Genomic DNA, 22,675 nt, shown 5'->3' with positions numbered 1-22,675 from the left:
AGCCGAAGGCGAGTTCGAGCTCGACCCCGGCTGGACCGAGCACCGCAGGTTGCCCCGGAGCGCAGCGCAGGGGACGCAGACAGCAGGGTCGCCTTTTTCTTTGCTTACTTTCTTTTTGGCGACACAAAAAGAAAGTGAGTTGCCGCCGGGCAACCCCCGGCTTGCTGGCAAACCAACGGCCTCGGCAATTGAAGAGCGAACCTCAGCAAGTCAGATTTGAAAGTCGCAGAAGTAGAATTTGCTATGAATTCAATAGCTGGTTGCGCCCGTCACAAAAGGGCTGGAGCAACAAATGACTTATAAAACCCGAACCTGCACCACCGCCGCAGCCGATTCCGCCTGCAGCCGCTGATATTTCTGCCAAAGCGTTTCGCGGTCTTCAATGAACGCAGGATTGAGCGGAATGCAGGCCACGGGACAGACCTGCACACATTGCGGCTCGTCGAAATGCCCGACGCATTCGGTGCAGCGCTGCGGGTCGATCTCGTAGATTTCCTTGCCCAGGTAGATGGCCTGGTTCGGGCACTCCGGCTCACACACGTCGCAATTGATGCATTCATCGGTGATCAGCAGCGCCATGCTCAGATGCCTTTCTGTGCACCCGCGGTGTGCGCCAGCCGCAACGCAGACGCAACGCCGCTGCTCACCATCTGGCTCACGTCGCCGCCCAGCTTGCTGATCTCACGCACCAGCGTGCTGCTGATGCATTGCACAGGCGCGTCGGGCAACAGGAACACGGTCTCTACCTGCGGACGCAGCTTGCGGTTCATGGCCGCCATCTGGGCTTCGTAATCAAAATCGGTGAGGTTGCGCACACCGCGCACGACCGCCACGGCCTGTTGTGCCGCGCAAAAGTCCATGATCAGCCCATCAAACGGCAAGACGCTGACATTGGCCATGCCCTGCGTTTCGTCCTGCACCTGCTGCAGGCGCGTGTCCAGGCTGAACAGGGTCTTTTTATGGTGCGCTACAGCGACGCCGATAACCAGCCGGTCAAACAGCCCCGCCGCGCGGCGCACGATGTCCTGATGCCCTAACGTGAAGGGGTCAAATGTGCCGGAATAAACCGCAATGCGGGTGCTGGTAGCCATGGACCAATTATGCCCGCCTGCCTGTGGGGCCCGCGTGCCCCTGCCGCCTTCAGGGCTACGCCGGCGCGCTCTTGCGCACCAGCAGGTGAAAGTGCGCCGCCCCGGCCCTGCCGCTGCGATGAAGCTGCAAGCCGTACTCGGCCAACACGTCATCAGACCAGGCCTGCGGTGCTTCCAGGTAGATATAACCGGGCTCGGCCACCACCTGTGCGGCCGCCTTGAGCGCCGGCTCGAACAGTGGCGAATCAAAGGGCGGATCCAGAAACACCAGTTGCATGCTGGCCGGCGACGCCCGCCTCAGGGCGGCCAGGCCATCACCGCGCTCGATCTTCACCATGTCCGCGCGCAGTTTTGCCTGCAGCGCCTTGAGCTGGTCCACCAGGCCGGCGTCCTGCTCGCACAGCAGCACCTCGGCGGCGCCGCGCGAGGCGGCCTCCAGCCCCAGTGCGCCGGTACCGGCAAACACGTCCAGGCAACGCCAGCCCGTGAGGTCCTGGCCCAGCCAGTTGAACAGGGTTTCGCGCACGCGGTCAGGCGTGGGCCGCAGGCCAGGCTTGTTGGAAACAGGCAGTTTGCTGCGTTTGTACTGGCCGCCGATGATACGGATTTCGCCCGGGGGCACGGACTTGCGCGCCACAACTTTGCCTGATTTCGGACGTGGGGCAGCGCCTGACGGAGTTTTACCTGCAGGGGCTGGTGTGTATTTCATGGTCGAGTTCCTGGAGTCGCTGTTCCCACCGCGGCGGGAACGGCTCCGAGGATAACAGTCACCATTTTCTCCGGCTGCAGCTTGCGCGCAAAGGCAGCCCTCACATCGACGGCGCCCACTTTGGCGATCCGGTCGGTCCAGGTGTCCAGGTAATTCAGCGGCAAATCATTCCAGGCAATGTTGGACAAGTTGCCCAGGAGTTTGCGGTTGCTGTCGATCAGCAGGGGGAAGCCGCCGATCAGGTAGCCCTTGGCCGCCTTGAGTTCAGCCTCGGTGGGTCCTTCGGCGACAAATTTCGCGAGCACCTGCTGCGCCACCACGGTCGCCTGCGCGGCCTGGTCGGGGCGCGTCTGCAACCCGACGGTGAACGCCCCGGCGTGCCGGCCCGGCGAGAAATAACTCGAAACGCTGTAGCTCAGGCCGCGCTTTTCGCGAACCTCTTCGGTCAGCCGCGACACAAATCCCCCGCCGCCGAGAACGTAGTTGCCCAGCGTCAGGGCGAAAAAATCAGGATCGTTGCGTTTGTACCCCGGCTGGCCCATGAGCACATGCGCCTGCGCCGAATCGAAGGGAATGTTCAGGGCCTGTGCACGCTCCAGCGGCGCCACTTCCGCCACCGCTGGCAGGGGCGGCGCAGCGGCGCAGTCCATTTTCGGCAGGCGCGCGAGCAGGCCCGTCACCAGGGCGTCGGCCTGCACACGGTTCAGCGCGCCCACGATGCTGACGCGGGCATGGCAAGGCGTGATGTAAGCCGCGTGAAAAGCCCGCATGTCGGCGACGCTGATATGGCCCAGGCTGGCTTCGGTGGTCTCATGGCCATAGGGGTGGTCGCCGTACACCGCTGCGGCAAAGGCGCGGCCGGCCAGATACGCTGGCCGGGTATGGGCCTCCTTGAGTTGGGCCACCAGCCGCTGCCGGTCGCGCTGCCAGATGGGGTCCGGAAAAGCCGGTTCGGCCATCTGCCGGGCCGCCAGCCGCATGGCCTGGTCCAGCAGGTCGGGTTCGGTCAGGCTGCGCAATGAAAAACTGAAGCGGTCGGTCGCCGCAGAAGCGCCGAACTGCGCCCCCAGATCAGCCCAGGCTTCGCCGAGCGCATTTTCGTCAAGCGCAGGTTCACTGCCACGCGCAGCGACGCCCTTGGAAAGCAGGGAGGCCGTGGCACCGGCCAGGCCGGCCTGTGCTGCCGCCACGCGCCGGCTGCCGGCGTCGAAATCGAGCTCTACATCAACCATGGCAATGGCCGGGCTTTCGATCAGGTAGACCCTGGCACCGCCGGGCTGTGTCCACTGCTGCACAGGGATCGCCGCCAGCGAGAATATTGGACAAAAAAGGCCTGCAACCCCTATCAACATTGCGCTGACGGCTCTTTTTTTGATAGCAATTGTCACGTGAATTTCCACAAGAAAAAGTATTGGAAAAGAGCACCCGGCAAAACGCGCCGCGCTCAATGCCTGAGCCCCGGCGCGGGCACCCGCCTGGCACGGTTCGGGTCGGGAGGCTGCGGAAGCAAAGTGGCAAGCGTCAGCTGGTCGTCACTGAAATACCGCGCGGCCACCGCCTGCACCTCGGCGCTGCTGATGCTGCGCAGCTGGTTGACCAAGCGCGAATCCGTGTCGAGCGGCAAGCCATTGATCCAGTAGGAACCCAGCTGGCGTGCCTGGCTGAACAAGGCATCGAGTTTGTAGGTTTCGCTGGCAACCCACTGGGTTTTGACACGTTTGAGTTCGGCCTCGCTGACCCCTTCGCGGGCGATCAGCGCAACCTGCTGGCGCAAGGCGTCAGCCACCTGCGCTGCCGTTTTTCCGTCAGCAGGTACGCCGTCAAGCACGAAGACCTGCGGCCCGCGACCGATCAGGCCATTGGCTGCACCGGCACTGTCGGCCAGGCGCTGTTCACCCTGTGTCAGGGCCCGGTCCAGCCGCGCGCCGCTATAGCCGTCCAGTACCGCCGCCAACACCGTCAGCGCCAATGCATCTCGGTTGAAAATCCCGGCCGCGTCCTGGCCGCCTGCCGGTGGCTGCAACCCCGGCACCTTGTAGAGCAGGCTCACATAAGCCTGGCTCGCCGGGGCCTTGAAATCGAGCTGACGCAAACCGCTTTGCGCGGGCTCGATGCGCGGCTTGCGCTCCGGCACCGGCCGCGCTGCCATGCGGCCATAGTATTTTTCGGCGAGGCGCCGCACCTGGTCCACGTCCACATCGCCGGCCACCACCACCACCGCATTGGCAGGCACATACCAGCGCCGGTAAAACGCGCGCGCATCATCGGGCGTCATGGCTTCGAGGTCGTTCATCCAGCCAACAACCGGGCGGCGGTAGGGCGAAGCCATGAAGGTCATGGCATTCGCGGCTTCATACAGCAGAGCACGCGGCGAATCTTCGGTGCGCTGGCGACGCTCTTCCTTGACAACCTCCAGCTCACGTTTGAACTCGTCGTCTACCCACTGGTTGCGCGCAAAACGGTCGGCTTCCAGGCGCATGACGTCCTCAAGTTTGTCCGAGGGTATCTGCTGGTAATAACCGGTCGCATCGCGGGTCGTGAACGCGTTTTCGCGCCCCCCCAGCGCAGCGACGCGCCGTGAAAACTCGCCCGGCTTCATGTCGGGTGTTCCCTTGAACAACATGTGTTCCAGCACATGGGCCACGCCGGTGCCGCCATCCACCTCGTCCATGGAGCCGACCCGCACCCAGAGCATGTGGGCTGCGGTGGGCGCACGCCGGTCCGTCTTGACGATGACTGTCATGCCGTTGGCAAGCTGGAACTGGGTTACCGGCGCGGCACTCTGCGCCAACACGGGAGCTGTCAGAAAAAAGCCGGTAAGGAGGGAGAGAACCGTGCGCTGAAGGTGTGCAGAAGAACCCGAAAAAATGCCCATGAAATCCTGTGTGGTGTGTTTCATAGAATAGTGTGACTCCAAAGCACAATCAATGTTCAGTTTCTTCAAGAAAAAAAAGCCCGTTGCCGCGCCTGAAACCGTTCCGGCCGCCATCGGGCACCCTGCCCCGCCCGACATCGCAACCCCCGCTGTCAGCCGCCCGGAAAGCATGCCGTCTGAAGCCCCGGTACGCCCCGGCGGTGGCTTGATCGGCAGCGCACTGGTCACGCCGATAGCGATTCCCCTGCCTGGCGCCATCCCCGCAGAACGCGAACACTGGGTCAGCAAGCTCCGCTCGGGCCTGCACAAGACCGGGGCCAGCATTTCCGGCGTGTTCACCGGTACCCGCATCGACGACACGCTTTATGAAGACCTGGAGTCGGCCCTGCTGATGGCCGACGCCGGCACCGGTGCCACCACCTATCTGCTAGACGAAGTCAAACGCCGCGTCAGGGACAGCGGCGTGACCCACCCGGTGGCCGTCAAGAACATCCTGACCGATGTTCTTGCCCAGCTGCTCAATCCGCTGGAGCAGGCGCTGGTGATCGGTGAGTACAAACCGACGGTGATCATGGTGGCCGGCGTCAACGGTGCCGGCAAAACCACGTCGATCGGCAAGCTCACACGCCACCTTGCGAACGAAGGCGCGTCGGTGCTGCTGGCCGCGGCCGACACCTTCCGCGCCGCAGCACGCGAACAGCTCGAGGTCTGGGCCGATCGCAACATGGTGGAGATCGTCAGCCAGGAAGGCGGCGATCCGGCCGCGGTGAGCTTCGATGCTGTCAGTGCCGGCAGGGCTCGCGGCAAGGACGTGGTGCTGGTGGACACCGCGGGCCGCCTGCCGACCCAGTTGCACCTGATGGAAGAGCTCAGAAAAATCAAACGCGTCGTCAGCAAGGCCGACCCGACGGCTCCCCATGAAATTTTGCTGGTGATCGACGGCAACACCGGCCAGAACGCGCTGAGCCAGGTCAAGGCTTTCGACGAGACCCTGCAACTGACCGGCCTGATCGTCACCAAACTCGACGGCACGGCCAAGGGCGGCGTGCTGGCTGCCATCGCGCTGTGGGCGCGGGAGCGCGCCAAGGCCTCGCCCGGCTTGCGACCGGTGCCGGTTTATTTCATCGGCGTCGGCGAAAAACTGGAAGACCTCGAAACCTTCAACGCCCGGGAGTTCGCGCAGGCGCTGCTGGCCTGAGCTGCCGCTGCGGCACGGTCAAGCCAGGCCCAGGCGCAACAGCAACACGCCCAGCACCATGAACGCCCCGATAAAAAAAGTCTCACCCAGCAGCATGGCGACCGGCTTCCAGCCCAGCTTGAGCAGGTCTTCGAAACTGGTCTTCACGCCGGCCGCCGCAATTGCCGTCACCAGCATCCAGCGCGAGGCACCGCCGGCAAGCTGAGCCATCGCCGGGGTGATGGTTCCCACGCTGGCCAGCATCACCAGTACTACAAAGGCCAGCAGGAAACCGGGCACCAGCGGTACTTCTGTTTCCGGTGTCCTGACGGCCGGATGGTGGCGGTAAAGCACCGCAATGACCAGCACCACCGGCATCAGCAGCATCACGCGAAACAGCTTGACCAGCGTGGCAGTGTCGCCAGCTTGCGGCCCCAGCATCATGCCCGCGGCCACCACCTGGGCCACGTCATGGATGGAACCGCCCAGCACGATGCCGGCCTGCGCCGGCGCAAGCCCCATGGCGTTCAGAGTGAAAGGGTAGACCACCATGGCCACGGTCGACAGCACGGTGACGCCAACTACGGCCAGCAGGGTAAACCGCTCGTTCTCGCGGGTCTGTGGCAACACCGACGAAACGGCGAGTGCCGCTGAGGCCCCGCAGATCGCCACGGCGCTGCCGGTGAGCAGTCCCTGGTCACGCGAGCAGCCCAGCCAGCGCGCCAGCAACAACCCGCACACAATTGTCAGCAGCACCGCCAGCACCATCAGCACACCGGTCTGCACGCCAAGCTGGGCCACCTGCGCAAACGTGATGCGTGCGCCCAGCAGGGCAACGCCGACACGCAGCACCGTGCGGCCGCAGAAATTGATGCCCTGAATCGCTTGTGGGTGGCTGTTCAGGAAATGGAAGGCCAGGCCGATCAGCAGCGCGTACAAAAGCTGCGGCCCGCCATAGTGCTCGGAGACAAAGGTGGCCGCCAGCGCAATCACCAGGCACACCAGCACACCGGGGAAATAGGAAGCCAGCCTGGCACGCCAGCGCGCCATCACGATGATTTCATCCTGGTTACTTTCAGGTTTTTTTAGACAGCACGCTCACGTAGTCGTGCGCCTGGGTATTGATAAACGAAACCCGGTACTCGACCGGCTTGTCGCCAAAGGTCAGCGCCAGACGATGCACCTCCATGACTGGGGTGTCGGGGGGAACACCCAGCACATGCGCCACGGCCTTGTCGGCGCCCGACGCCCGGGCGCGCTCCTGGGCGCGCAGCACGGTGATGCCGAAGTCGGTCTGGTAGAGCGCATAAACCGTGCTGGGCCGTTCGACAAAACGCTTTTCCGTGAGATTGCGAAACATCGCGGCCGACAGCACCAGCCTGTCATAAGCCACCACGCGCCCGCCCAGCGCCAGCTTGTTTTCCACGCGAAAAACCGGGTCACCGGGCTTGATGCGCAAGGCCCGGGCTTCGGCCGCACTGGCCTTGTCGCGCATGAAGCCGATGCAGGTGATGCCGGGGAACTCCTGCTCCAGCGGCGGCCCCTCGTCTTCGGGGTCCGGACGCGGCTCCACATGAAAAAACTGGAACATGAAACGGGCACGGTTGTGCGGCGCGACAAAAGTGCCCTTGCCCTGGCGCCGGACCAGCACATGCTCGTGTACCAGTTCGTCCACCGCATGGCGCAGGGTTCCCACGCTGACCTTCAGTTCCATGGCCAACGCCGATTCGCCGGGCAGCGCCTTGCCCGGACCGTAGTGTCCGGCTTCAATGATTTTCTGCAGGTCCCTCTTGACCTGGCGGTACAGCGGCAGGGAGTCGCCGCCTTTCGGCAGTTTGCGCAGTTCCGGTCTGGTGGTTGTCTTCACCGCCTGATTGGAACACCACAGGCGGGGGGCGTACAACTCATATACAGGAGTTGATTGACAAGCCATTGGCTGTCCCTAGACTGGAGGTTCGATTCAACTTCGGACCTCTGGAAAAACCAATGATTCATTTTGTATTACATGACGCCAAAGACACCGTGGCGGTCGTGGTGGTGGAAGGCGTGAAGTCGGGCACCGACATGACCGGCTGGATCATGGATGAAGACCGCATGATCAATGTGAAAGCGCAGCAGGACATCCCGATCGGCCACAAGGTGGCGCTCAAGGACATGAGCGTCGGCGACACCGTCTGGAAGTACGGCATCGACATGGGCAAGGTCGTGGCCAACATCAAGGCCGGCCAGCACGCCCACGTACACAACATCAAGACCAAGAGATGGTGAGCCCCCGAAGCGGCCTGCGGCAGCCTCTCCCCAGGGGGCATCGCCAGTGGCCTGGCGGAGCCAGATCCGCGGCGATCGCTGAAAATTAATTCATCAAGGACCCATTCATGTCAGTCATCGATAAAAATACCACCTTCCTCGGCTACCGCCGCGAAAACGGCCGTGTCGGCGTGCGCAACCACGTGATCATCCTTCCGCTAGACGATCTGTCCAACGCCGCTGCCGAAGCCGTTGCCCACAACATCAAGGGCGCGATGGCGATTCCGCACCCCTACGGACGCCTGCAGTTCGGCGCCGACCTCGAGCTGCACTTTCGCACACTGATAGGCGCGGGCTGCAACCCCAATGTTGCAGCTGTTGTGGTCATCGGTATCGAAGACAGCTGGACCAAGAAGGTGGTGGACGGCATCGCCACCACCGGCAAGCCAGTGATGGGTTTCGGCATCGAGGGCCATGGCGACCACGAGACCATCATGCGGGCCTCCCAAGCAGCGCGCGAGTACGTACAATGGGCCAGCGAGAAGCAACGTGAGGCCTGCGCCATTTCTGAACTCTGGGTCTCGACCAAATGCGGCGAATCGGACACCACTTCCGGTTGCGGCGCCAACCCGACGGTCGGTAATGCCTTCGACAAACTGCATCCCCTGGGCAACTACCTGTGTTTTGGTGAGACCACCGAACTCACCGGCGGTGAAAAAATTGTGGCTGATCGCTGCGCCACCGATGCGGTCCGCGAACAGTTCATGTTCATGTTCAACCGCTACCAGGCGGTGATTGACCGCCACAAGACCAGCGACCTGTCTGACTCGCAGCCGACCAAGGGCAATATCGCCGGTGGCCTGACCACCATCGAGGAAAAAGCGCTGGGCAACATCCAGAAAATCGGCAAAAAATGCACGGTGGACGGTGTGATCGACAAGGCCGAGATGCCGACGCATCCGGGCCTCTGGTTCATGGACTCGTCGAGTGCCGCCGCGGAAATGGTGACACTGTGCGCCGCATCGGGTTATGCGCTGCACTTCTTCCCCACCGGCCAGGGCAATGTGATCGGCAATGCGATCGTGCCGGTCATCAAGATCTGCTCCAACCCGCGCACCGTGCGCCTGATGAGCGAACACATCGATGTGGACACCTCCGGGCTGCTGCAGCGTGAGATCACGCTGGACCAGGCCGGGGACCAACTGCTGGAGAACATGCTGCGCACAGCCAACGGGCGTCTCACGGCTGCTGAAGCACTGGGCCACCGCGAGTTCGTGCTGACACGGTTGTTCGAAAGCGCCTGAAGATATGACCCCCACACTTGTCGCTCCGCGTACCGCGCTGCCCCCCGAGGGGGCGCATTTTTCCTTGGGTCGGCCCTGCGGAAAAATCCGGGCCCTCACACTTGTCGCTTCGCGTACTGCGCGGCGTGCCTTGCCATGACGATCCGCGCACGCATCGTCATCAGCGAGTTCATGGACGAACGCGCCGTCGCGCAGTTGGCGGCCGAGCACAACGTGCTGTACGACCCTCTGCTGGTGGACGACGCGCCACGCTTGATCACTCAGGCGGCAAGCGCCGACGTGTTGATCGTGCGCAACCGCACCCAGGTGCGTGACGCCTTGCTGGCCGCGCTCGGAAAATGCAAAGTGGTGGGCCGGCTGGGTGTAGGCCTAGACAACATTGATGTCACTGGTTGTGAAGCAAAAGGCATTACAGTGATTCCGGCCACGGGCGCCAATGCACTCAGCGTCGCTGAATACGTGATTGCCAGCACCATGATGCTGCTGCGTGGTGCCTTCACAGCAACGGAGGCGGTTGCCGGCGGTCAGTGGCCGCGCACGGTACTGGGCAATGGTCGCGAAACCGCAGGCAAGACGCTTGGCGTCATCGGCTTTGGCTTCATCGGGCAAATGACAGCGCGCATGGCGCAAGGCCTGGGCATGAAGGTCATCGCGTTTGATGCCGTGCTCAACGCCGACGCGGCGGTGTTCAGTCAGACAGGAGTCGCATTTTCCGGCCTGGACGCGCTGGTGGGCCAGGCGGACGTGATCACCCTGCATGTTCCGTTGGTGGACTCCACACGGGGTCTTTTCAATGCCGCACGAATTGCCGCCATGAAGAAGGGGGCCGTGCTCATTAATACCTCGCGCGGACATATCGTGGACTTGCCAGCTGTGGCGGCCGCGCTACGTTCAGGCCATCTGGGCGGTGCCGCCATCGATGTTTTCGACACAGAACCCCTGTCCGCCGACGCATCGTTGCAGAATTGCCCTAACCTGCTCCTGAGTCCCCACATCTCCGGCGTCACCTTCGAAGCCAACGAGCGTGTGTCTTTCATGATTGCCGACAAAGTGTTGAGAAGCCTGGCCTGAATGACCCCACTGAGTATTGAAGAAGCCACTGACCTGGCGGCTCGCGCGCTGCGCCTTGCCGGCGCTGGCGAAGCCATGGCAACCAGCACCGCCAAAGCACTGGTCAGCGCCGAAATGCAAGGACTGGCGTCACATGGCCTGAGCCGGGTAGCGCAATACGCGACCCATCTGCGCAATGGCCGTGCCGTTGGCGGTGCACAAGCCAGGGTGGTGCAACACAAGGGCGCAGCAGTATTGGTCGATGCCGCGCAAGGTCTTGCCTTTCCGGCATGCGACCTGGCCATTGCTACCGCCGTTGCCACCGCCACGAAGCTGGGCGTGTGTTTTGCCGGCGTTGCCAACAGCCACCATTGCGGCGTGCTGGTAGACCACCTGCGTGCCGTGGCCAAGGCAGACATGGTGGGTCTGGCCTTTGCCAACTCGCCTGCGGCCATGCCCGCCGCTGGTGGCAAACACCCCATCTTCGGAACCAACCCCGTGGCAGCCATTTTTCCGCGCAAAAATGCCGACCCGTTGATGATCGATCTCTCGCTGAGTGAGGTGGCTCGCGGCAAGCTGATGGTCGCGGCCAGGGACGGCCAGCCCATTCCCCTAGGTTGGGCCCTCGACAGCGAAGGCCGCCCCACCACCGACGCCAAAGCCGGCCTGACAGGCGCAATGCTGCCACTGGGTTCAGTCAGCAGCCCCAAGGGGGCGATGCTGGCGTTGATTGTTGAGTTGATGGTCACAGCCGTCATAGGGGCTCAATTTGGTTTTGAAGCCTCTTCGTTTTTTGAAGACGAAGGCAATGCGCCGCGCATCGGCCAGGCCTTTATCGTGATCGACCCGGGCGCGTTGGCCGGCAAGGACGTGTATTTCGCAAGAATGGAGACACTCGTCAGTGAAATGCTGATTGACGATGGCGTGCGCCTGGCAGGCGCGAGAAGAATGAGCCTCGAAGAAAAGGCAAGAAATTCAGGGCTGACGATTCCGGATGCACTGAAAGACCAGCTGGACAGGCTGGCCGCATAACCCGCCGGGGCTGCATGGGTCGTCCCACGCGGCAATGGCGGATTCGATGAAAGAAGGCAACCATGGAGAATGACATGAAACGTCGAGACATCGTATTGGCTTCCGCTGGCGCTACTTTGGGCGCGCTACCCGCCTGGGCCCAAACCCCCAGCTTTCCAAAGCCGGGAAGCACGATCAAATATGTCGTGCCCTTCGCACCCGCCGGTCTGACAGACATGATGGCTCGCACCGTGGCGCAAAAACTCGCCGAGGCCTGGAAGGTTTCGGTCATCGTGGAAAACAAGGCCGGCGGCAATGCCCAGATCGGCGCCGAGCAGGTGGCCAAATCGACACCCGACGGCAGCAGCCTGCTGGCCATTACCCTCACGCATGCTGCCAATGTTTCACTGTTTCCGAATGCGCCATACAGCCTGACCAAGGACCTGCGGCCCGTCGCGCTGCTGGCGGGCTCGCCCATGCTGGTGGTGGTGCCCACGGGCAGCCCGATCAAGGACTTCAAAGACCTGATGGCGGTCGCGAAAAGCAAGCAACTCAACGCGGGTTCCAGCGGCAACGGCACGCCGGCGCACTTGACCATGGCGCTGTTCAACGATCTGAACAAGACGCACATGACGCATATCCCGTACAAGGGCGGCGCGCCCTCCATGATCGACCTGATTGGTGGCCAGCTGGATGTGATTTTTTCGAACTTCCCGGAATCCATTGCCCACGTCAAGAGCGGCAAGCTGCGCGCCCTGGCGATATGCGGACTGAGCCGCCACCCCATGGTTCCCGACGTGCCGACCGCGATGGAATCCGGCATGCCCGGCCTGTATGTTGAAAACTGGACCGCAGCGATGATTCAGGCCAAAACGCCGGACGCCATCGTGGAGCGCTACTCGCGTGAGATGATCAAGATCATGTTCAGTGCCGATGTGGAAGAGCGCGCCAAGCAACAGGGTTTTCGCGTCTCTCCCAAAGGAGCTGGCGACTTCGCCGGTTTTCTCAAGAGCGAGATCGAACGCTGGAGCCGCATCATCCGGACCGCGAAAATCACCGCCACTTGATCGGGAGCCGGCTCGCGCTTTTGTACTACTTTGGAGGGAGGGGGATGCAGTAATTCCCCTGCTTTCGCAAACAGCAGCCATCCATTAAAGTGTTTTGGGAGGGAGTGTTTCGACTCTCCTCCCGGAGGCACCATGAACCACACCACCACACCCACCGCTTCTGACGGCACGCGCCAGGTTGACCGCCTGCTCGCTCACTACAGCGAAAGCCACAGGAATCCGAAAAACGAACTCATTCATTTCGTCGCCATTCCGCTGATCATGCTCAGCCTGCTTGGCATGATGTTGACCCTGCACCCCTACCTGGCCTATGCCTTTATCGCGGCCAGCATGGTGTACTACCTGAGATTGTCGCTGGTCTTTTTCGGCGCCATGATCCTCTGGTCAGCCATCCTGCTTGCGCTGGTGCATGCCGTAGGCGATGGCCTTGTGTTTCCCCTGTCTGTCGGAATTTTTGTCGGCGCCTGGATCCTGCAGTTTGTGGGCCACAAGCTGGAGGGCAAAAAACCCTCTTTCTTAGAGGACATCCAGTACCTTTGGGTGGGGCCGCTGTTTGTGCTGAGTAAACTTTTCGTCAAGCTCGGCATTCGCTGGTAAATCCGCTCAGCCCCGGTTGAATCTGAGGCCTTCGCCCGCAGATGCATCCTTCTGACTCTTACGGGAATTTGCCACGTGCCCAGCTTTGTTAGCCGCATTCTTCGTTTCATCCTGCGCCTGGTCCTCTGGACTTTCGCCGCAATTTTTGCGGTGAGCCTGCTGCTGGCCAGCCTCGTCCTGCTGGCGCTGGGCCTGCTGCGCTCGCTGTTCACCGGCCAGAAACCCAATCCTGTTGTGTTTGGGCGTTTCCAGCGGTTTTCCTCCCAGCCCGCCTGGCCGGGAACCGGCACGCGTGAGGCCGCACCCACCCGTAGCGGCGAGGTCGTGGACGTGGAAGTACGCGAAATTCGCGACGACCAACCCCGTTCCTGAGCACCCCACGCGCCCTGTCCGGACGGCACCCCGGCGGCAAAAACTGGCGGGGCGCCGAGGATGGATGTAGCGGCCCGGAGCCGCCCATGATGGCAAACATGGGCTTTTTGATGCCCCCGCTCCCCGCTTCCGGCCTACAGGGCCGATGGAACTAAGGCGGGAGAATGGGACACAAAATCAGGGTAACTACCAGTTAGCCGTACCCTATCAAAGCCATTGAACCTATTGCTTAGCACTCCCTCCAACAGAGTGCTAATATTTGACTTCAGAAAAGGAGTTTTGCTCTATGTCCTATGCCCTTTCCCCCAAGGTGAGCCCTGCCACTACCGCATTGGCGACCACCAATCCGTGGTCGCTTTTGCCGCCCCTGGGTAACCTGGACGCCTATATTTCTGCGGTCAACCGCCTGCCCATGCTCACTTTGGAGCAGGAGCAGGAGTTCGCCCGCAAGCTCAAGGACGAGAACGACCTGGAAGCTGCCGGTAAGTTAGTGCTCTCTCACTTGCGTCTGGTAGTGGCTACCTCGCGCAAATACCTGGGTTACGGCCTGCCCCATGCCGACCTGATCCAGGAGGGCAATATTGGCCTGATGAAGGCGGTCAAACGCTTTGATCCAGACCAGGGTGTGCGTCTGGTCAGCTATGCGCTGCACTGGATCAAGGCCGAGATGCACGAGTACATCCTGAAAAACTGGCGCATGGTCAAGGTTGCAACCACCAAAGCGCAGCGCAAGCTGTTTTTCAACCTGCGTTCGATGAAACAAGGCTTCAAGGACGATGCCGATGTGGCGACGCACCGCGACACCCTGACCGAGGACCAGATCAGTTCGATGGCAAAAACGCTGAACGTCAAGCGCGAGGAGGTCATCGAGATGGAGCAGCGCATGTCCGGCGGCGACGTGCTACTGGACCCGAGCCCCAGCGATGATGGTGAAGACGCGTTTGGCCCGATCGCCTACCTGTCGGACGCGACGCAGGAACCGACCCAGCTGATGGAGTCACGCCAGCGCGACTACCTCGCCAGCGACGGCATCACGACCGCGCTGGAAGGCCTGGATGATCGTTCGCGGCGCATCGTTGAGGAACGCTGGCTCAAGGTCAACGACGACGGATCAGGCGGTATGACGCTGCATGATCTGGCCGCCGAGTACAAAGTCAGCGCCGAACGCATTCGCCAGATTGAAGTGGCGGCCATGAAAAAAATGAAAAAGGTCCTCGCGGCCTACGCCTGATGACTTGACGGCAACGCCGCCCAGCGCGGCGCTCGCCCAAAGCCTGCATACGACCATCGTGTGCAGGCTTTTTTTTGCCTGCTGCCACAGGGGCCGCAGGCAGGCGGCTTCATTCCATTTCTAAATCATTCGTGAACGCGAAGGCGAAGCGACGACAGTACAGACGTACGGCTAGCGAAGCCGACAAAGTGCACGGATGATTTAGAAACGGAATCAGTTGTTTTTGATCAGCAGGCGGACGTCGGACGCCAACGCCGCAGGGCCGCTACCGTAACGGCTGTACAGGCGGACGCGGCCTTGCGGGTCGAAGATATAGCTGCCGGCCGAATGGTCCAGCGTGTAACTGCCAGGCGTCTTGCCATCCACTTTCTTATAGAAAATCTTGAAGTCCCGCGCCACCTGCGGCAGCTTGTCGAGTTCGGGGCGAAGGGCGAGGAAGGTCGGGTCGAAGTTGGCCATGTAAGCCTTCAGCACTTCCCGCGTGTCGCGCTCGGGGTCCAGCGTGACAAACAGGCCCTGCAGCCGCTCGCCGTCGGCGCCCAGGAGTTTTTTGACTTCGGCAAGTTCAGCCATCGAGGTCGGGCACACGTCGGGGCACTGGGTGTAACCGAAAAACACCACCACCACCTTGCCCTGAAAATCCTTGATGCTGCGCGCCTGGCCGTTGTGGTCGGCCAGGGCAAAGTCGCGGGCATAGTCGGCGCCGGTGATGTCAATGCTGGCGAACTGCGGTTTTGTATCGGTACAGCCGGATATTAAGCCAAAAAGGCCTGTAGCCCCCGACAGTAAAGCGCCACCAGCTATCAATTTGAGAGTACTTCGTCTGTCGGGGGACGCGGGAAAAGTGTTCATACGAGATAGTGGTCGAGCAGCAAGGCCGCAAACAAAACAGACAAGTGGATGAGCGAGAAGCGGAAAGTCTTGCGCGCCAGTGCGTCGGAATAGTTGCGCCACAGCCGCCAGGCATACCAACTGAAGCCCACGCTCAGGCCAATGGCCACCACCAGGTAAAGCCAGCCGCTCATCTTGAACACAAAGGGCATCAGGCAGGCGGCAAACAGCACCAGCGTGTACAGGAACACCTGCAGGCGCGTGAACGCGTTGCCGTGGGTGACGGGCAGCATGGGCAGGCCGGACTTGCGGTAGTCCTCCACACGGTAGAGCGCCAGCGCCCAGAAGTGCGGCGGCGTCCACAGGAAAATAATCAGGAAAAGAATCAGGGCCTCCGGGCTGACGCTGCCGGTCATGGCGGCCCAGCCCAGCACCGGCGGCATGGCGCCCGAAGCGCCGCCAATCACGATGTTCTGCGGGGTCAGCGGTTTGAGGATCACGGTGTAGACCACCGCATAACCCACAAAGGTGGCAAAGGTCAGCCACATGGTCAGGGGGTTGACCCAGGCATAGAGAATCCAGGAGCCGATAGCGCACAGCACGGTGGAAAAGGCCAGGGTCAGTGGATTGCTGATCTGTCCCTGCGCGGTGGCACGCCACGCGGTACGTTTCATCTTCGCATCAATCTGCTGCTCCACCAGGCAGTTGAAGGCCGCCGCCGCGCCGGCCACCAGCCAGATGCCGGCGCATGCCACAATGGCCAGTTTCACATCGGCCCAGCCGGGCACACCGGGTACCGCCAGCACCATGCCGATCAGCGCGCAGAACACAATCAGCTGCACCACGCGCGGCTTCGTCAGCGCGTAAAACTGCGCAAATTTGGAAGGCACGAAGGGAGTGGCCGCCACGGAGGCGGAAGAGTCGGAGGGATTCATAAGGTGGAAGCCCTCAATTTTGACGCACTTGCCGGTATTGGCGCACGGTAGCTGGAAAAAAGCGCGCCGGTCATCACCACCACCAGGGCAGCTGCACCGCCGGTGTGCGCAACCGCTGCCACCATCGGCCAGCCCAGCACAACATTACTCAGGCCGGTCGCGAACTGCCACAACGCCAGTGCACCCAGCCACCAGCCATAGGAACGCGTACCAGGAACATCGCGCAGCCGCACAGCCAGCAACAGCAGCGCGGCAAACACGACGTAGGCGGTGAGCCGGTGCACATAGTGAATGGCCGTCAGGGCCTGGAAGCTGATGTTGTTGCCATCCAGCCCCGCGCCCAGCGCACGCCAGAAGGTGAAACCTTCCCTGAAGTCCATCGCTGGCCAGAGGCTGCCTTGGCAGGCCGGAAAATCTGTGCAGGCCAGCACTGCATAGTTGGTGCTGACCCAGCCACCGAGTGCGACCTGCAGCCACAGCAGGGCAAAGGTGACCACCAGCAGCAGCCAGGTGCCTGCAGGCAAGGGAACCGGCATGGACGACCCTTGCGCCTGTGCATAACGCACGGCCTGGGCGCGCAGCAAGGCAAGCAGAACCAGCCCGCCCAGCAGATGCAGGGTGACGATCAACGGAAACAGTTTCATCGTGACGGTCAGTGCGCCAAATGCGCCCTGGATACACACCCAGACGAGGGTCCATGCCGGCCACCATGTGGAAATAGGGCCCCCACGCTCCCCACTGTGTGTGGTTCGCTGCTCTCCCCCGAGGGGGCCGCTGCGCCTGCGGCCCGAAGCCGGTTCCGCGGCCCTGGCTTGAAGGAATGCCTGCGTATGACCCCCACGCCCTGCGGCACGGCGCTCCCGCCAGGTGGCCACGGCCAGCGTCAGGATCAACACCCCCACCCCGGTCGCCAGATAGCGGTGAATCATTTCCACCCAGGCCTTGGAATGCGTGACCGGCCCGCTGGGCATGGCCGCCTGTGCGTCGCTGATGGGCTGATGTGCGCCCACGGGACTGGCATGGCCGTAACACCCAGGCCAGTCAGGGCAGCCCAGCCCAGAATCAGTCAGCCGGGTGAAGGCACCAAACAGCACCAGGTCAAAAGTCAGGAACAGGGTGACCAGCGTGAGCACCCGCAGGCGCCGCGCCATGGGCTGGTTTTTATTGCGCAGCCAGACCCAGGCCAGCGGGCCCAGTGCCAGCGCCAAGCCCGTGGCCATCAGGCGCAGCGCCGGGCTCAGGTTGTACAGATCAGGCGCGTCCATGCTCGCCCCTCAACCGCTGCCACGGGCACTCCATCCCCTCGCCAGCCGGGGCCGCGGAACCGGCTTCGCCGGGCCGCAGGCGCAGCGCCCCCTCGGGGGGCAGCGAACCACACGCAGTGGGGAGCGTGGGGGCCAACATCCTCACCGGCCTTCCTTGTCCCAGGAGGCCGAAGCGCGCATCAAACGCTCCAGGTCGCGCTTGGCTTTGGCGGCACCGGCGGCGTCCATGCGGGCAGGGAACCGCATCATCCAGTTGCCGAGTGGATCGACCACATACAAATGGTCTGCCAGCGCCTGGCCAGGGGCGGCCTGCAGCCACTGTTCCAGACCGGCAACGCGCAGCACGGTGGCACCCTGCAACGCAGCGTCGAGCGCACCCGGAATGGCGGCTTCATCGCTGACCAGCCAGACACGGTCGAGCCTTTCTTTTTCGCGGCCCAACGACTCGCGCAACTGGCGCTGGAAATAAAGGTGTTGTTGACAAACGCTGTCGCAGGCGCCGCCGGCCACGCTGACCAGCAGCCACTGGCCCTTGAGCGCCGGCAACTCGACAGCGCGCCCGTCAGATGCCACGGCAGTCAGTGCCGGCAAGGGTCGTTGGGGGTCGATCAGCTCGCCGTAATTGCGCCGGCCTTCAGGACGGACCACGTAATAGGTGAAGTAGGAGGCGACCACCGGCGCCGCGCAGACCAGCAGCACAGCCAGCATCTTCCAGCGGCCCGCCCGGGTGTCCGGAACCCGCGCAGCAGCGGCAGCGTCAAATTGCGGCATGGCGTGCACGGTCAGGCCCAGGGCTTGGTCCTGGCCGGCTGTTGCGGCGTGACCGGCAGGAGGCGACAGGGAAGAATCGGGCTGTGGATATTGCACGTTGGGATCGCCGTTCAGGAGTGGAGACGAGATGGAGGCCGCTTTTTGCGGCGCGGAGAAATCAGCTGGAACCAGGCATACAGCCCCACGACGAGGGCACACAAACCGAACCACTGGAAGGCATAACCGTAATGTTTGTCGACGCCCAGTGTGGGCTCCGGCCAGTCACGCAATAAACCTTCACTTGCCGGGCCGGTCTGCAGCAGCGACGCAGGCAGCAAAGGCTGGCCAATTTCCGCACTGAAGGCAGCGACATCGAGATTCTGCCGGATGCGGCCGCTCTGCACGCCTGCGAACTCGTATAGCTTGGACGGTGGCGGGGCCATGCGGCCAGCCACACTGACCAGGCCGGGTGGCGTTGAAATCGCGGGCAGGCGCGTGCGGTCATTGAAATCCCGCGGGATCCAGCCGCGCTGCACAAGCAGCCACGGGCGAACGCCCTCCAACGCCAGCGGCGTCACCACCCAGAAACCGGGCTTGCCGACCATGGGGCGGTTGTCCAGGTAGACGGTATGCGCCTCCTGCCAGACACCTTGCAACGAGGCCTGCCGATACGTTACATCCGCTATGTTTTTTGTAGCTATAAGCGACGGAGCATCAAGGGCTGGCAGCCTTTTTTTATCATCAATCGCAGCCTGCAGCGCGATCTTGTCGGCGGCCCGGCGCCACTGCCATTGCCCGAGCGAAAACGTCAGGCCGGCCATCAAGAGGGCGGCCAGAGTCACCACCCAAAAGCGGACCTGGAGCAAAGCTGGGCTCATGCGCTGATAATCCTGCTCATGACCTACCTTGTAGCAATCGCATTTTTGGCCATCCTTGCCAGCCTCGGATCTGCACTGTTTTTCATGCTGAAAGGCGGCAGTGGCGGCAAGGCGAAAAGCGGCAACATGGCGCGCGCGCTGGCCTTTCGCGTCGGCTTTTCAATTGTGCTGTTTGTCTGCATCCTGATTGCCTGGAAAATGGGCTATATCCAGCCTACCGGCATCGCGGTCGGCAAATAAAAGAGCAAAAGACAAAGGCCGCTGATGGCGGCCTTTGTTTTCTCGCCGCCTGCAGCAGCGCAACGCGCGTCACACCTGCCGGGCGGCGGGCGCCTCAGAGCCAGTAGACCAGGACGTACAGGCCCAGCCACACGACGTCCACAAAGTGCCAATACCAGGCTGCACCTTCAAACCCGAAGTGTCGCTCCGCCGTGAAATGCCCTTTTTGCAGGCGCAGCGTGATGAAAAGCAGCATCAGCATGCCAACAAACACGTGGAAACCGTGGAAACCCGTCAGCATGAAAAAGGTCGAGCCGTACACGCCGGACGAGAGCTTCAGATTCAGCTCGGAGTAGGCATGGAAGTACTCGTAGCCCTGCACGCCCAGGAAGGTGATCCCCAGCAGCACGGTCAGCCACATGAAGGCGACGGTCTTGCCGCGATGGTTTTCGCGCAAGGCATGGTGGGCAATGGTCAGCGTCACGCCGGAGCTCAACAGCAAGGCGGTGTTGATGGTCGGCAGCCAGAAAGGCCCCATGGTCGTGAACGGCTCGATGATGCCAGCAGGCGACGCAGTGGCACCGGCCGCAATGCTGGGCCAGACGGCCTTGAAGTCGGGCCAGAGCAAGGCATTTTCCAGGCTGCCCAATTCCGGCACCGAATGCACACGCGCCCACCACAGTGCCGTGAAGAAGGCGCCGAAAAACATGACTTCCGAAAAAATGAACCAGCTCATGCTCCAGCGGTAGGACAGGTCAACCTTGTGCCCGTAAAGCCCACCTTCACTCTCCCTTACCGCGGCACTGAACCAGAAGAACAGCACAGCCAGCCACCAGACCATGCCGAAAGCCAGGGAATAAGCACCCCAGCCTGCGCCATTGATCCACTGGCCTCCGCCAAAAAAGACGAAAAACAGGCCGATGGCCGCCATCACCGGATAGGCCGAGGGCGCCGGGACGAAGTAATAAGGGGTTCCTGCATGCGCTGCTGAAGACATTTCCAACTCCTGTTTCGCTAAATTCTAGTATTCAAAAAAATCAATGGCCTGACGCGCTGCGCTTACTTCCCTACCACCCAGGTGGCCAGAAGAATCAGGCAGCCGACAAAAACAAGCACCCCGACCAGCGCTGCAATAACAATGTGCACCGGATTGAGTTGCTCGACGTCTTTTTCGTACTCGCCCCGGCTACGCAAACCGACGAACGACCAGCTCACCGCCTTGATGGTGCGCCAGATCGAGCCCTTGCGCTGCGTCACCGGTGTGTTCATACGCCGGGTTCAGGACGTTGCCTGGCCAGATCAACCGCCGCGACCGGGCCGGCCGTGGGCGCTGCCGGCGTCTTGCCACCGACCTCAAAAAAAGTATAGGACAGTGTGATGGTGCTCACGTCTTTGGACAGCTTGGGATCGATCACAAAGGCCACCGGCCACTGTTTTTTTTCTCCCGGCGCGAGCGTGTACTGGTTGAAGCAAAAGCATTCGAGCTTGTTGAAATGCGCGCCAGCCTGGACCGGTGCGTAGCTCGGTATCGCCTGGGCCGACATGGTGCGGCTCTGCACATTCTGGAACTCGTACATCACCGTCGCCAGTTCACCCGGATGAACCTGCAGCGAACGCACCGCCGGCTTGAACATCCAGGGTCCGCGTGCGTTGGCATCGAACTCGACGGTGATGCTGCGACTGGTGTCGACCTGCGTATTGGCCGACGTCTTCGGTGTCGCACCGGGAATCTGCCGGTCGCCCAGCGCCAGGATGTTGATGCCCGTCACTTCGCAAATGGCTTTGTAAATGGGCACCAACGCATAACCGAAGGCAAACATGCCGAGCACAATCACGCCCAGCTTGCCCACCATCCGGAAATTTTCGCGCTTCAGACCCATGCCTCAGCCTTTGCCGAAAAATACCAGCTTGGCCATGAACCCGAGAAAAAACACGATGGCAATCGAGGCGAGGATCAACCCCAGCCGCAGGTTGTTCTTTTTCTGTTCGGGTGTCATGGCGCGCCGGCTGCTTGCCTGCAAGCTCAGTAACCCACAACCTTGGTCGCGGTAGCGTCCAGGCGGGGAGGTGTTTCAAAAGTGTGGAAGGGAGCGGGAGATGCGACTTCCCACTCGAGGCCTTCGGCGCCTGCACCATCGGGATCGTTCCAGGGGCGCTGCGGCGCTTTTTCGCCTTTGCCGCGCATCGTCGGCAGGACCACAAAGAAGAAGAAATAGACTTGGGCAAAGCCGAAGAAGAAGGCGCCCACGCTGGCAATCGCATTGAAGTCGGCAAACTGCATCGGGTAATCGGCATAACGGCGCGGCATGCCGGCCAGTCCGAGGAAGTGCATCGGGAAGAAGGTCACATTGAAGGAAATCAGCGACCACCAGAAGTGGATCTTGCCGCGGGTTTCGTTGTACATCACGCCGGTCCACTTGGGCGACCAGTAGTAATAACCGGCGAACAGCGCATAAAGCGAGCCGGCCACCAGCACGTAATGGAAGTGGGCCACCACGTAGTAAGTGTCCTGCACCTGGATGTCGATAGGCGCAACCGCCAGGATCAGGCCGGTGAAGCCCCCCATGGTGAACACGAAGATGAAACCCACCGCGAACAGCATGGGGGTTTCGAAGGTCATCGAGCCTTTCCACATCGTTGCGATCCAGTTGAAGATCTTCACGCCCGTGGGCACGGCGATCAGCATGGTCGAGTACATGAAAAACAGCTGGCCTGTCACCGGCATGCCGGTGGTGAACATGTGGTGCGCCCACACGACAAAACTCAGGATGGCGATGGAGCCGGTGGCGTACACCATGGAGGCGTAGCCGAACAGGCGCTTGCGGGCAAAGGCCGGAATGATCTGGCTGATGATGCCGAAGGCCGGCAGAATCATGATGTAGACCTCGGGGTGGCCGAAGAACCAGAAGATGTGCTGGAACATCACCGGGTCGCCGCCGCCGGCGGGGTTGAAGAAGCTGGTGCCGAAGTGGCGGTCGGTCAGCGTCATCGTGATCGCGCCGGCGAGCACCGGCATCACGGCGATCAGCAGGTAGGCGGTGATCAGCCAGGTCCAGCAGAACATCG

General features: G+C 61.9%; 28 protein-coding genes. 11 read left to right on the top strand and 17 right to left on the bottom strand.

Annotated features, from left to right (window positions below; translation table 11 throughout):
* On the top strand, positions 1–220 hold a 220-nt coding region (locus ABI660_RS17430; RefSeq protein WP_348070415.1), incomplete at its 5' end, for a hypothetical protein.
* A gap of 77 nt (positions 221–297) precedes the next feature.
* Here the strand turns inward: ABI660_RS17430 and ABI660_RS17425 are convergent.
* The 5 genes from ABI660_RS17425 to ABI660_RS17405 form a co-directional block, all read right to left on the bottom strand.
* Complete coding sequence (locus ABI660_RS17425; protein ID WP_348070413.1) at positions 298–579, bottom strand: YfhL family 4Fe-4S dicluster ferredoxin; 282 nt, start codon at positions 577–579, stop codon at positions 298–300.
* 2 nt (positions 580–581) lie between these two features.
* Complete coding sequence (gene coaD, locus ABI660_RS17420) at positions 582–1,091, bottom strand: pantetheine-phosphate adenylyltransferase (protein WP_348070411.1); 510 nt, start codon at positions 1,089–1,091, stop codon at positions 582–584.
* Positions 1,092–1,146: 55 nt separating this feature from the next.
* Positions 1,147–1,800, bottom strand: coding sequence for a 16S rRNA (guanine(966)-N(2))-methyltransferase RsmD (gene rsmD / locus ABI660_RS17415; protein ID WP_348070409.1), 654 nt, complete (start codon positions 1,798–1,800; stop codon positions 1,147–1,149).
* Positions 1,797–3,152, bottom strand: coding sequence for a pitrilysin family protein (locus tag ABI660_RS17410; RefSeq protein ID WP_348070421.1), 1,356 nt, complete (start codon positions 3,150–3,152; stop codon positions 1,797–1,799). Before ABI660_RS17410 ends, rsmD begins: the two co-directional genes overlap by 4 nt.
* A gap of 92 nt (positions 3,153–3,244) precedes the next feature.
* Positions 3,245–4,699, bottom strand: a complete 1,455-nt coding sequence (locus ABI660_RS17405; protein WP_348070407.1) for a pitrilysin family protein — start codon at positions 4,697–4,699, stop codon at positions 3,245–3,247.
* Positions 4,700–4,727: 28 nt separating this feature from the next.
* Here ABI660_RS17405 and ftsY point away from each other — a divergent pair, with 28 nt between their 5' ends.
* Positions 4,728–5,873 (top strand): signal recognition particle-docking protein FtsY, encoded by a 1,146-nt coding sequence (ftsY, locus tag ABI660_RS17400; protein WP_348070405.1) that lies wholly within the window; start codon positions 4,728–4,730, stop codon positions 5,871–5,873.
* 18 nt (positions 5,874–5,891) lie between these two features.
* Here the strand turns inward: ftsY and ABI660_RS17395 are convergent, their stop codons facing one another.
* Both ABI660_RS17395 and ABI660_RS17390 read right to left on the bottom strand, forming a co-directional pair.
* Positions 5,892–6,902 (bottom strand): putative sulfate exporter family transporter, encoded by a 1,011-nt coding sequence (locus ABI660_RS17395; protein ID WP_348070403.1) that lies wholly within the window; start codon positions 6,900–6,902, stop codon positions 5,892–5,894.
* Between the two features lie 25 nt (positions 6,903–6,927).
* Complete coding sequence (locus ABI660_RS17390; RefSeq protein WP_348070401.1) at positions 6,928–7,719, bottom strand: GntR family transcriptional regulator; 792 nt, start codon at positions 7,717–7,719, stop codon at positions 6,928–6,930.
* Between the two features lie 119 nt (positions 7,720–7,838).
* On the opposite strand from ABI660_RS17390, the gene ABI660_RS17385 reads away from it, so the two are divergent.
* The 8 genes from ABI660_RS17385 (at position 7,839) to rpoH (ending at position 14,731) form a co-directional block, all read left to right on the top strand.
* The gene (locus tag ABI660_RS17385) at positions 7,839–8,120 is read left to right on the top strand and encodes a flagellar biosynthesis protein FlgA (RefSeq protein WP_348070399.1); all 282 of its coding nucleotides are present in this window, start codon (positions 7,839–7,841) and stop codon (positions 8,118–8,120) included.
* Between the two features lie 107 nt (positions 8,121–8,227).
* Positions 8,228–9,403 carry a UxaA family hydrolase gene (locus ABI660_RS17380; RefSeq protein ID WP_348070397.1) on the top strand — a complete coding sequence of 392 codons (1,176 nt, stop codon included), beginning with the start codon at positions 8,228–8,230 and terminating at the stop codon, positions 9,401–9,403.
* A 135-nt stretch (positions 9,404–9,538) separates the two neighbouring features.
* Positions 9,539–10,474 carry a hydroxyacid dehydrogenase gene (locus tag ABI660_RS17375; protein ID WP_348070395.1) on the top strand — a complete coding sequence of 312 codons (936 nt, stop codon included), beginning with the start codon at positions 9,539–9,541 and terminating at the stop codon, positions 10,472–10,474.
* Complete coding sequence (locus ABI660_RS17370; RefSeq protein ID WP_348070393.1) at positions 10,475–11,485, top strand: Ldh family oxidoreductase; 1,011 nt, start codon at positions 10,475–10,477, stop codon at positions 11,483–11,485.
* 74 nt (positions 11,486–11,559) lie between these two features.
* Entirely contained in the window at positions 11,560–12,531 is a 972-nt protein-coding gene (locus ABI660_RS17365) for a tripartite tricarboxylate transporter substrate-binding protein (protein ID WP_348070391.1), read from the top strand.
* A gap of 132 nt (positions 12,532–12,663) precedes the next feature.
* Positions 12,664–13,128, top strand: coding sequence for an Mpo1-like protein (locus ABI660_RS17360; RefSeq protein WP_348070389.1), 465 nt, complete (start codon positions 12,664–12,666; stop codon positions 13,126–13,128).
* Positions 13,129–13,203: 75 nt separating this feature from the next.
* Positions 13,204–13,500, top strand: a complete 297-nt coding sequence (locus ABI660_RS17355; RefSeq protein WP_348070387.1) for a hypothetical protein — start codon at positions 13,204–13,206, stop codon at positions 13,498–13,500.
* 286 nt (positions 13,501–13,786) lie between these two features.
* Positions 13,787–14,731, top strand: coding sequence for an RNA polymerase sigma factor RpoH (gene rpoH / locus ABI660_RS17350; protein WP_348070385.1), 945 nt, complete (start codon positions 13,787–13,789; stop codon positions 14,729–14,731).
* 213 nt (positions 14,732–14,944) lie between these two features.
* On the opposite strand, the gene ABI660_RS17345 is transcribed toward rpoH, so the two are convergent.
* From ABI660_RS17345 to ABI660_RS17325, 5 genes are all read right to left on the bottom strand, one after another.
* Positions 14,945–15,583, bottom strand: coding sequence for an SCO family protein (locus tag ABI660_RS17345; RefSeq protein WP_348070383.1), 639 nt, complete (start codon positions 15,581–15,583; stop codon positions 14,945–14,947).
* Entirely contained in the window at positions 15,580–16,497 is a 918-nt protein-coding gene (gene cyoE, locus ABI660_RS17340; RefSeq protein WP_348070381.1) for a heme o synthase, read from the bottom strand. Before cyoE ends, ABI660_RS17345 begins: the two co-directional genes overlap by 4 nt.
* Positions 16,494–17,762 (bottom strand): COX15/CtaA family protein, encoded by a 1,269-nt coding sequence (locus ABI660_RS17335; protein ID WP_348070379.1) that lies wholly within the window; start codon positions 17,760–17,762, stop codon positions 16,494–16,496. Before ABI660_RS17335 ends, cyoE begins: the two co-directional genes overlap by 4 nt.
* A gap of 141 nt (positions 17,763–17,903) precedes the next feature.
* A complete protein-coding gene (locus ABI660_RS17330; protein ID WP_348070419.1) occupies positions 17,904–18,533 on the bottom strand; it encodes a hypothetical protein in 630 nt (209 codons plus the stop codon).
* Positions 18,534–18,643: 110 nt separating this feature from the next.
* Positions 18,644–19,333 carry an SURF1 family protein gene (locus tag ABI660_RS17325; RefSeq protein ID WP_348070417.1) on the bottom strand — a complete coding sequence of 230 codons (690 nt, stop codon included), beginning with the start codon at positions 19,331–19,333 and terminating at the stop codon, positions 18,644–18,646.
* 75 nt (positions 19,334–19,408) lie between these two features.
* On the opposite strand from ABI660_RS17325, the gene ABI660_RS17320 reads away from it, so the two are divergent.
* A complete protein-coding gene (locus ABI660_RS17320; protein WP_348070377.1) occupies positions 19,409–19,630 on the top strand; it encodes a twin transmembrane helix small protein in 222 nt (73 codons plus the stop codon).
* Positions 19,631–19,724: 94 nt separating this feature from the next.
* On the opposite strand, the gene ABI660_RS17315 is transcribed toward ABI660_RS17320, so the two are convergent.
* The 5 genes from ABI660_RS17315 to ABI660_RS17295 form a co-directional block, all read right to left on the bottom strand.
* On the bottom strand, positions 19,725–20,606 hold the full coding sequence (locus ABI660_RS17315) for a cytochrome c oxidase subunit 3 (RefSeq protein ID WP_348070375.1): 882 nt from the start codon (positions 20,604–20,606) through the stop codon (positions 19,725–19,727).
* A gap of 62 nt (positions 20,607–20,668) precedes the next feature.
* Positions 20,669–20,878, bottom strand: a complete 210-nt coding sequence (locus ABI660_RS17310; protein ID WP_348070373.1) for a DUF2970 domain-containing protein — start codon at positions 20,876–20,878, stop codon at positions 20,669–20,671.
* Complete coding sequence (locus ABI660_RS17305; RefSeq protein ID WP_348070371.1) at positions 20,875–21,489, bottom strand: cytochrome c oxidase assembly protein; 615 nt, start codon at positions 21,487–21,489, stop codon at positions 20,875–20,877. The genes ABI660_RS17310 and ABI660_RS17305 overlap by 4 nt, the downstream gene beginning before the upstream one ends.
* A gap of 3 nt (positions 21,490–21,492) precedes the next feature.
* Positions 21,493–21,606 (bottom strand): cytochrome oxidase small assembly protein, encoded by a 114-nt coding sequence (locus ABI660_RS17300; RefSeq protein ID WP_348070369.1) that lies wholly within the window; start codon positions 21,604–21,606, stop codon positions 21,493–21,495.
* Positions 21,607–21,632: 26 nt separating this feature from the next.
* Positions 21,633–22,675 (bottom strand): cbb3-type cytochrome c oxidase subunit I (locus ABI660_RS17295; RefSeq protein WP_348070367.1); only part of this gene is annotated, 1,043 nt, incomplete at its 5' end.

Origin of the sequence: Polaromonas sp., assembly GCF_039930745.1 — a bacterium.
Lineage (GTDB): Bacteria > Pseudomonadota > Gammaproteobacteria > Burkholderiales > Burkholderiaceae_C > Polaromonas.
The sequence above is the reverse complement of the archived record's forward strand: the minus strand, read 5'-3'. Positions and strand labels throughout refer to the sequence as shown.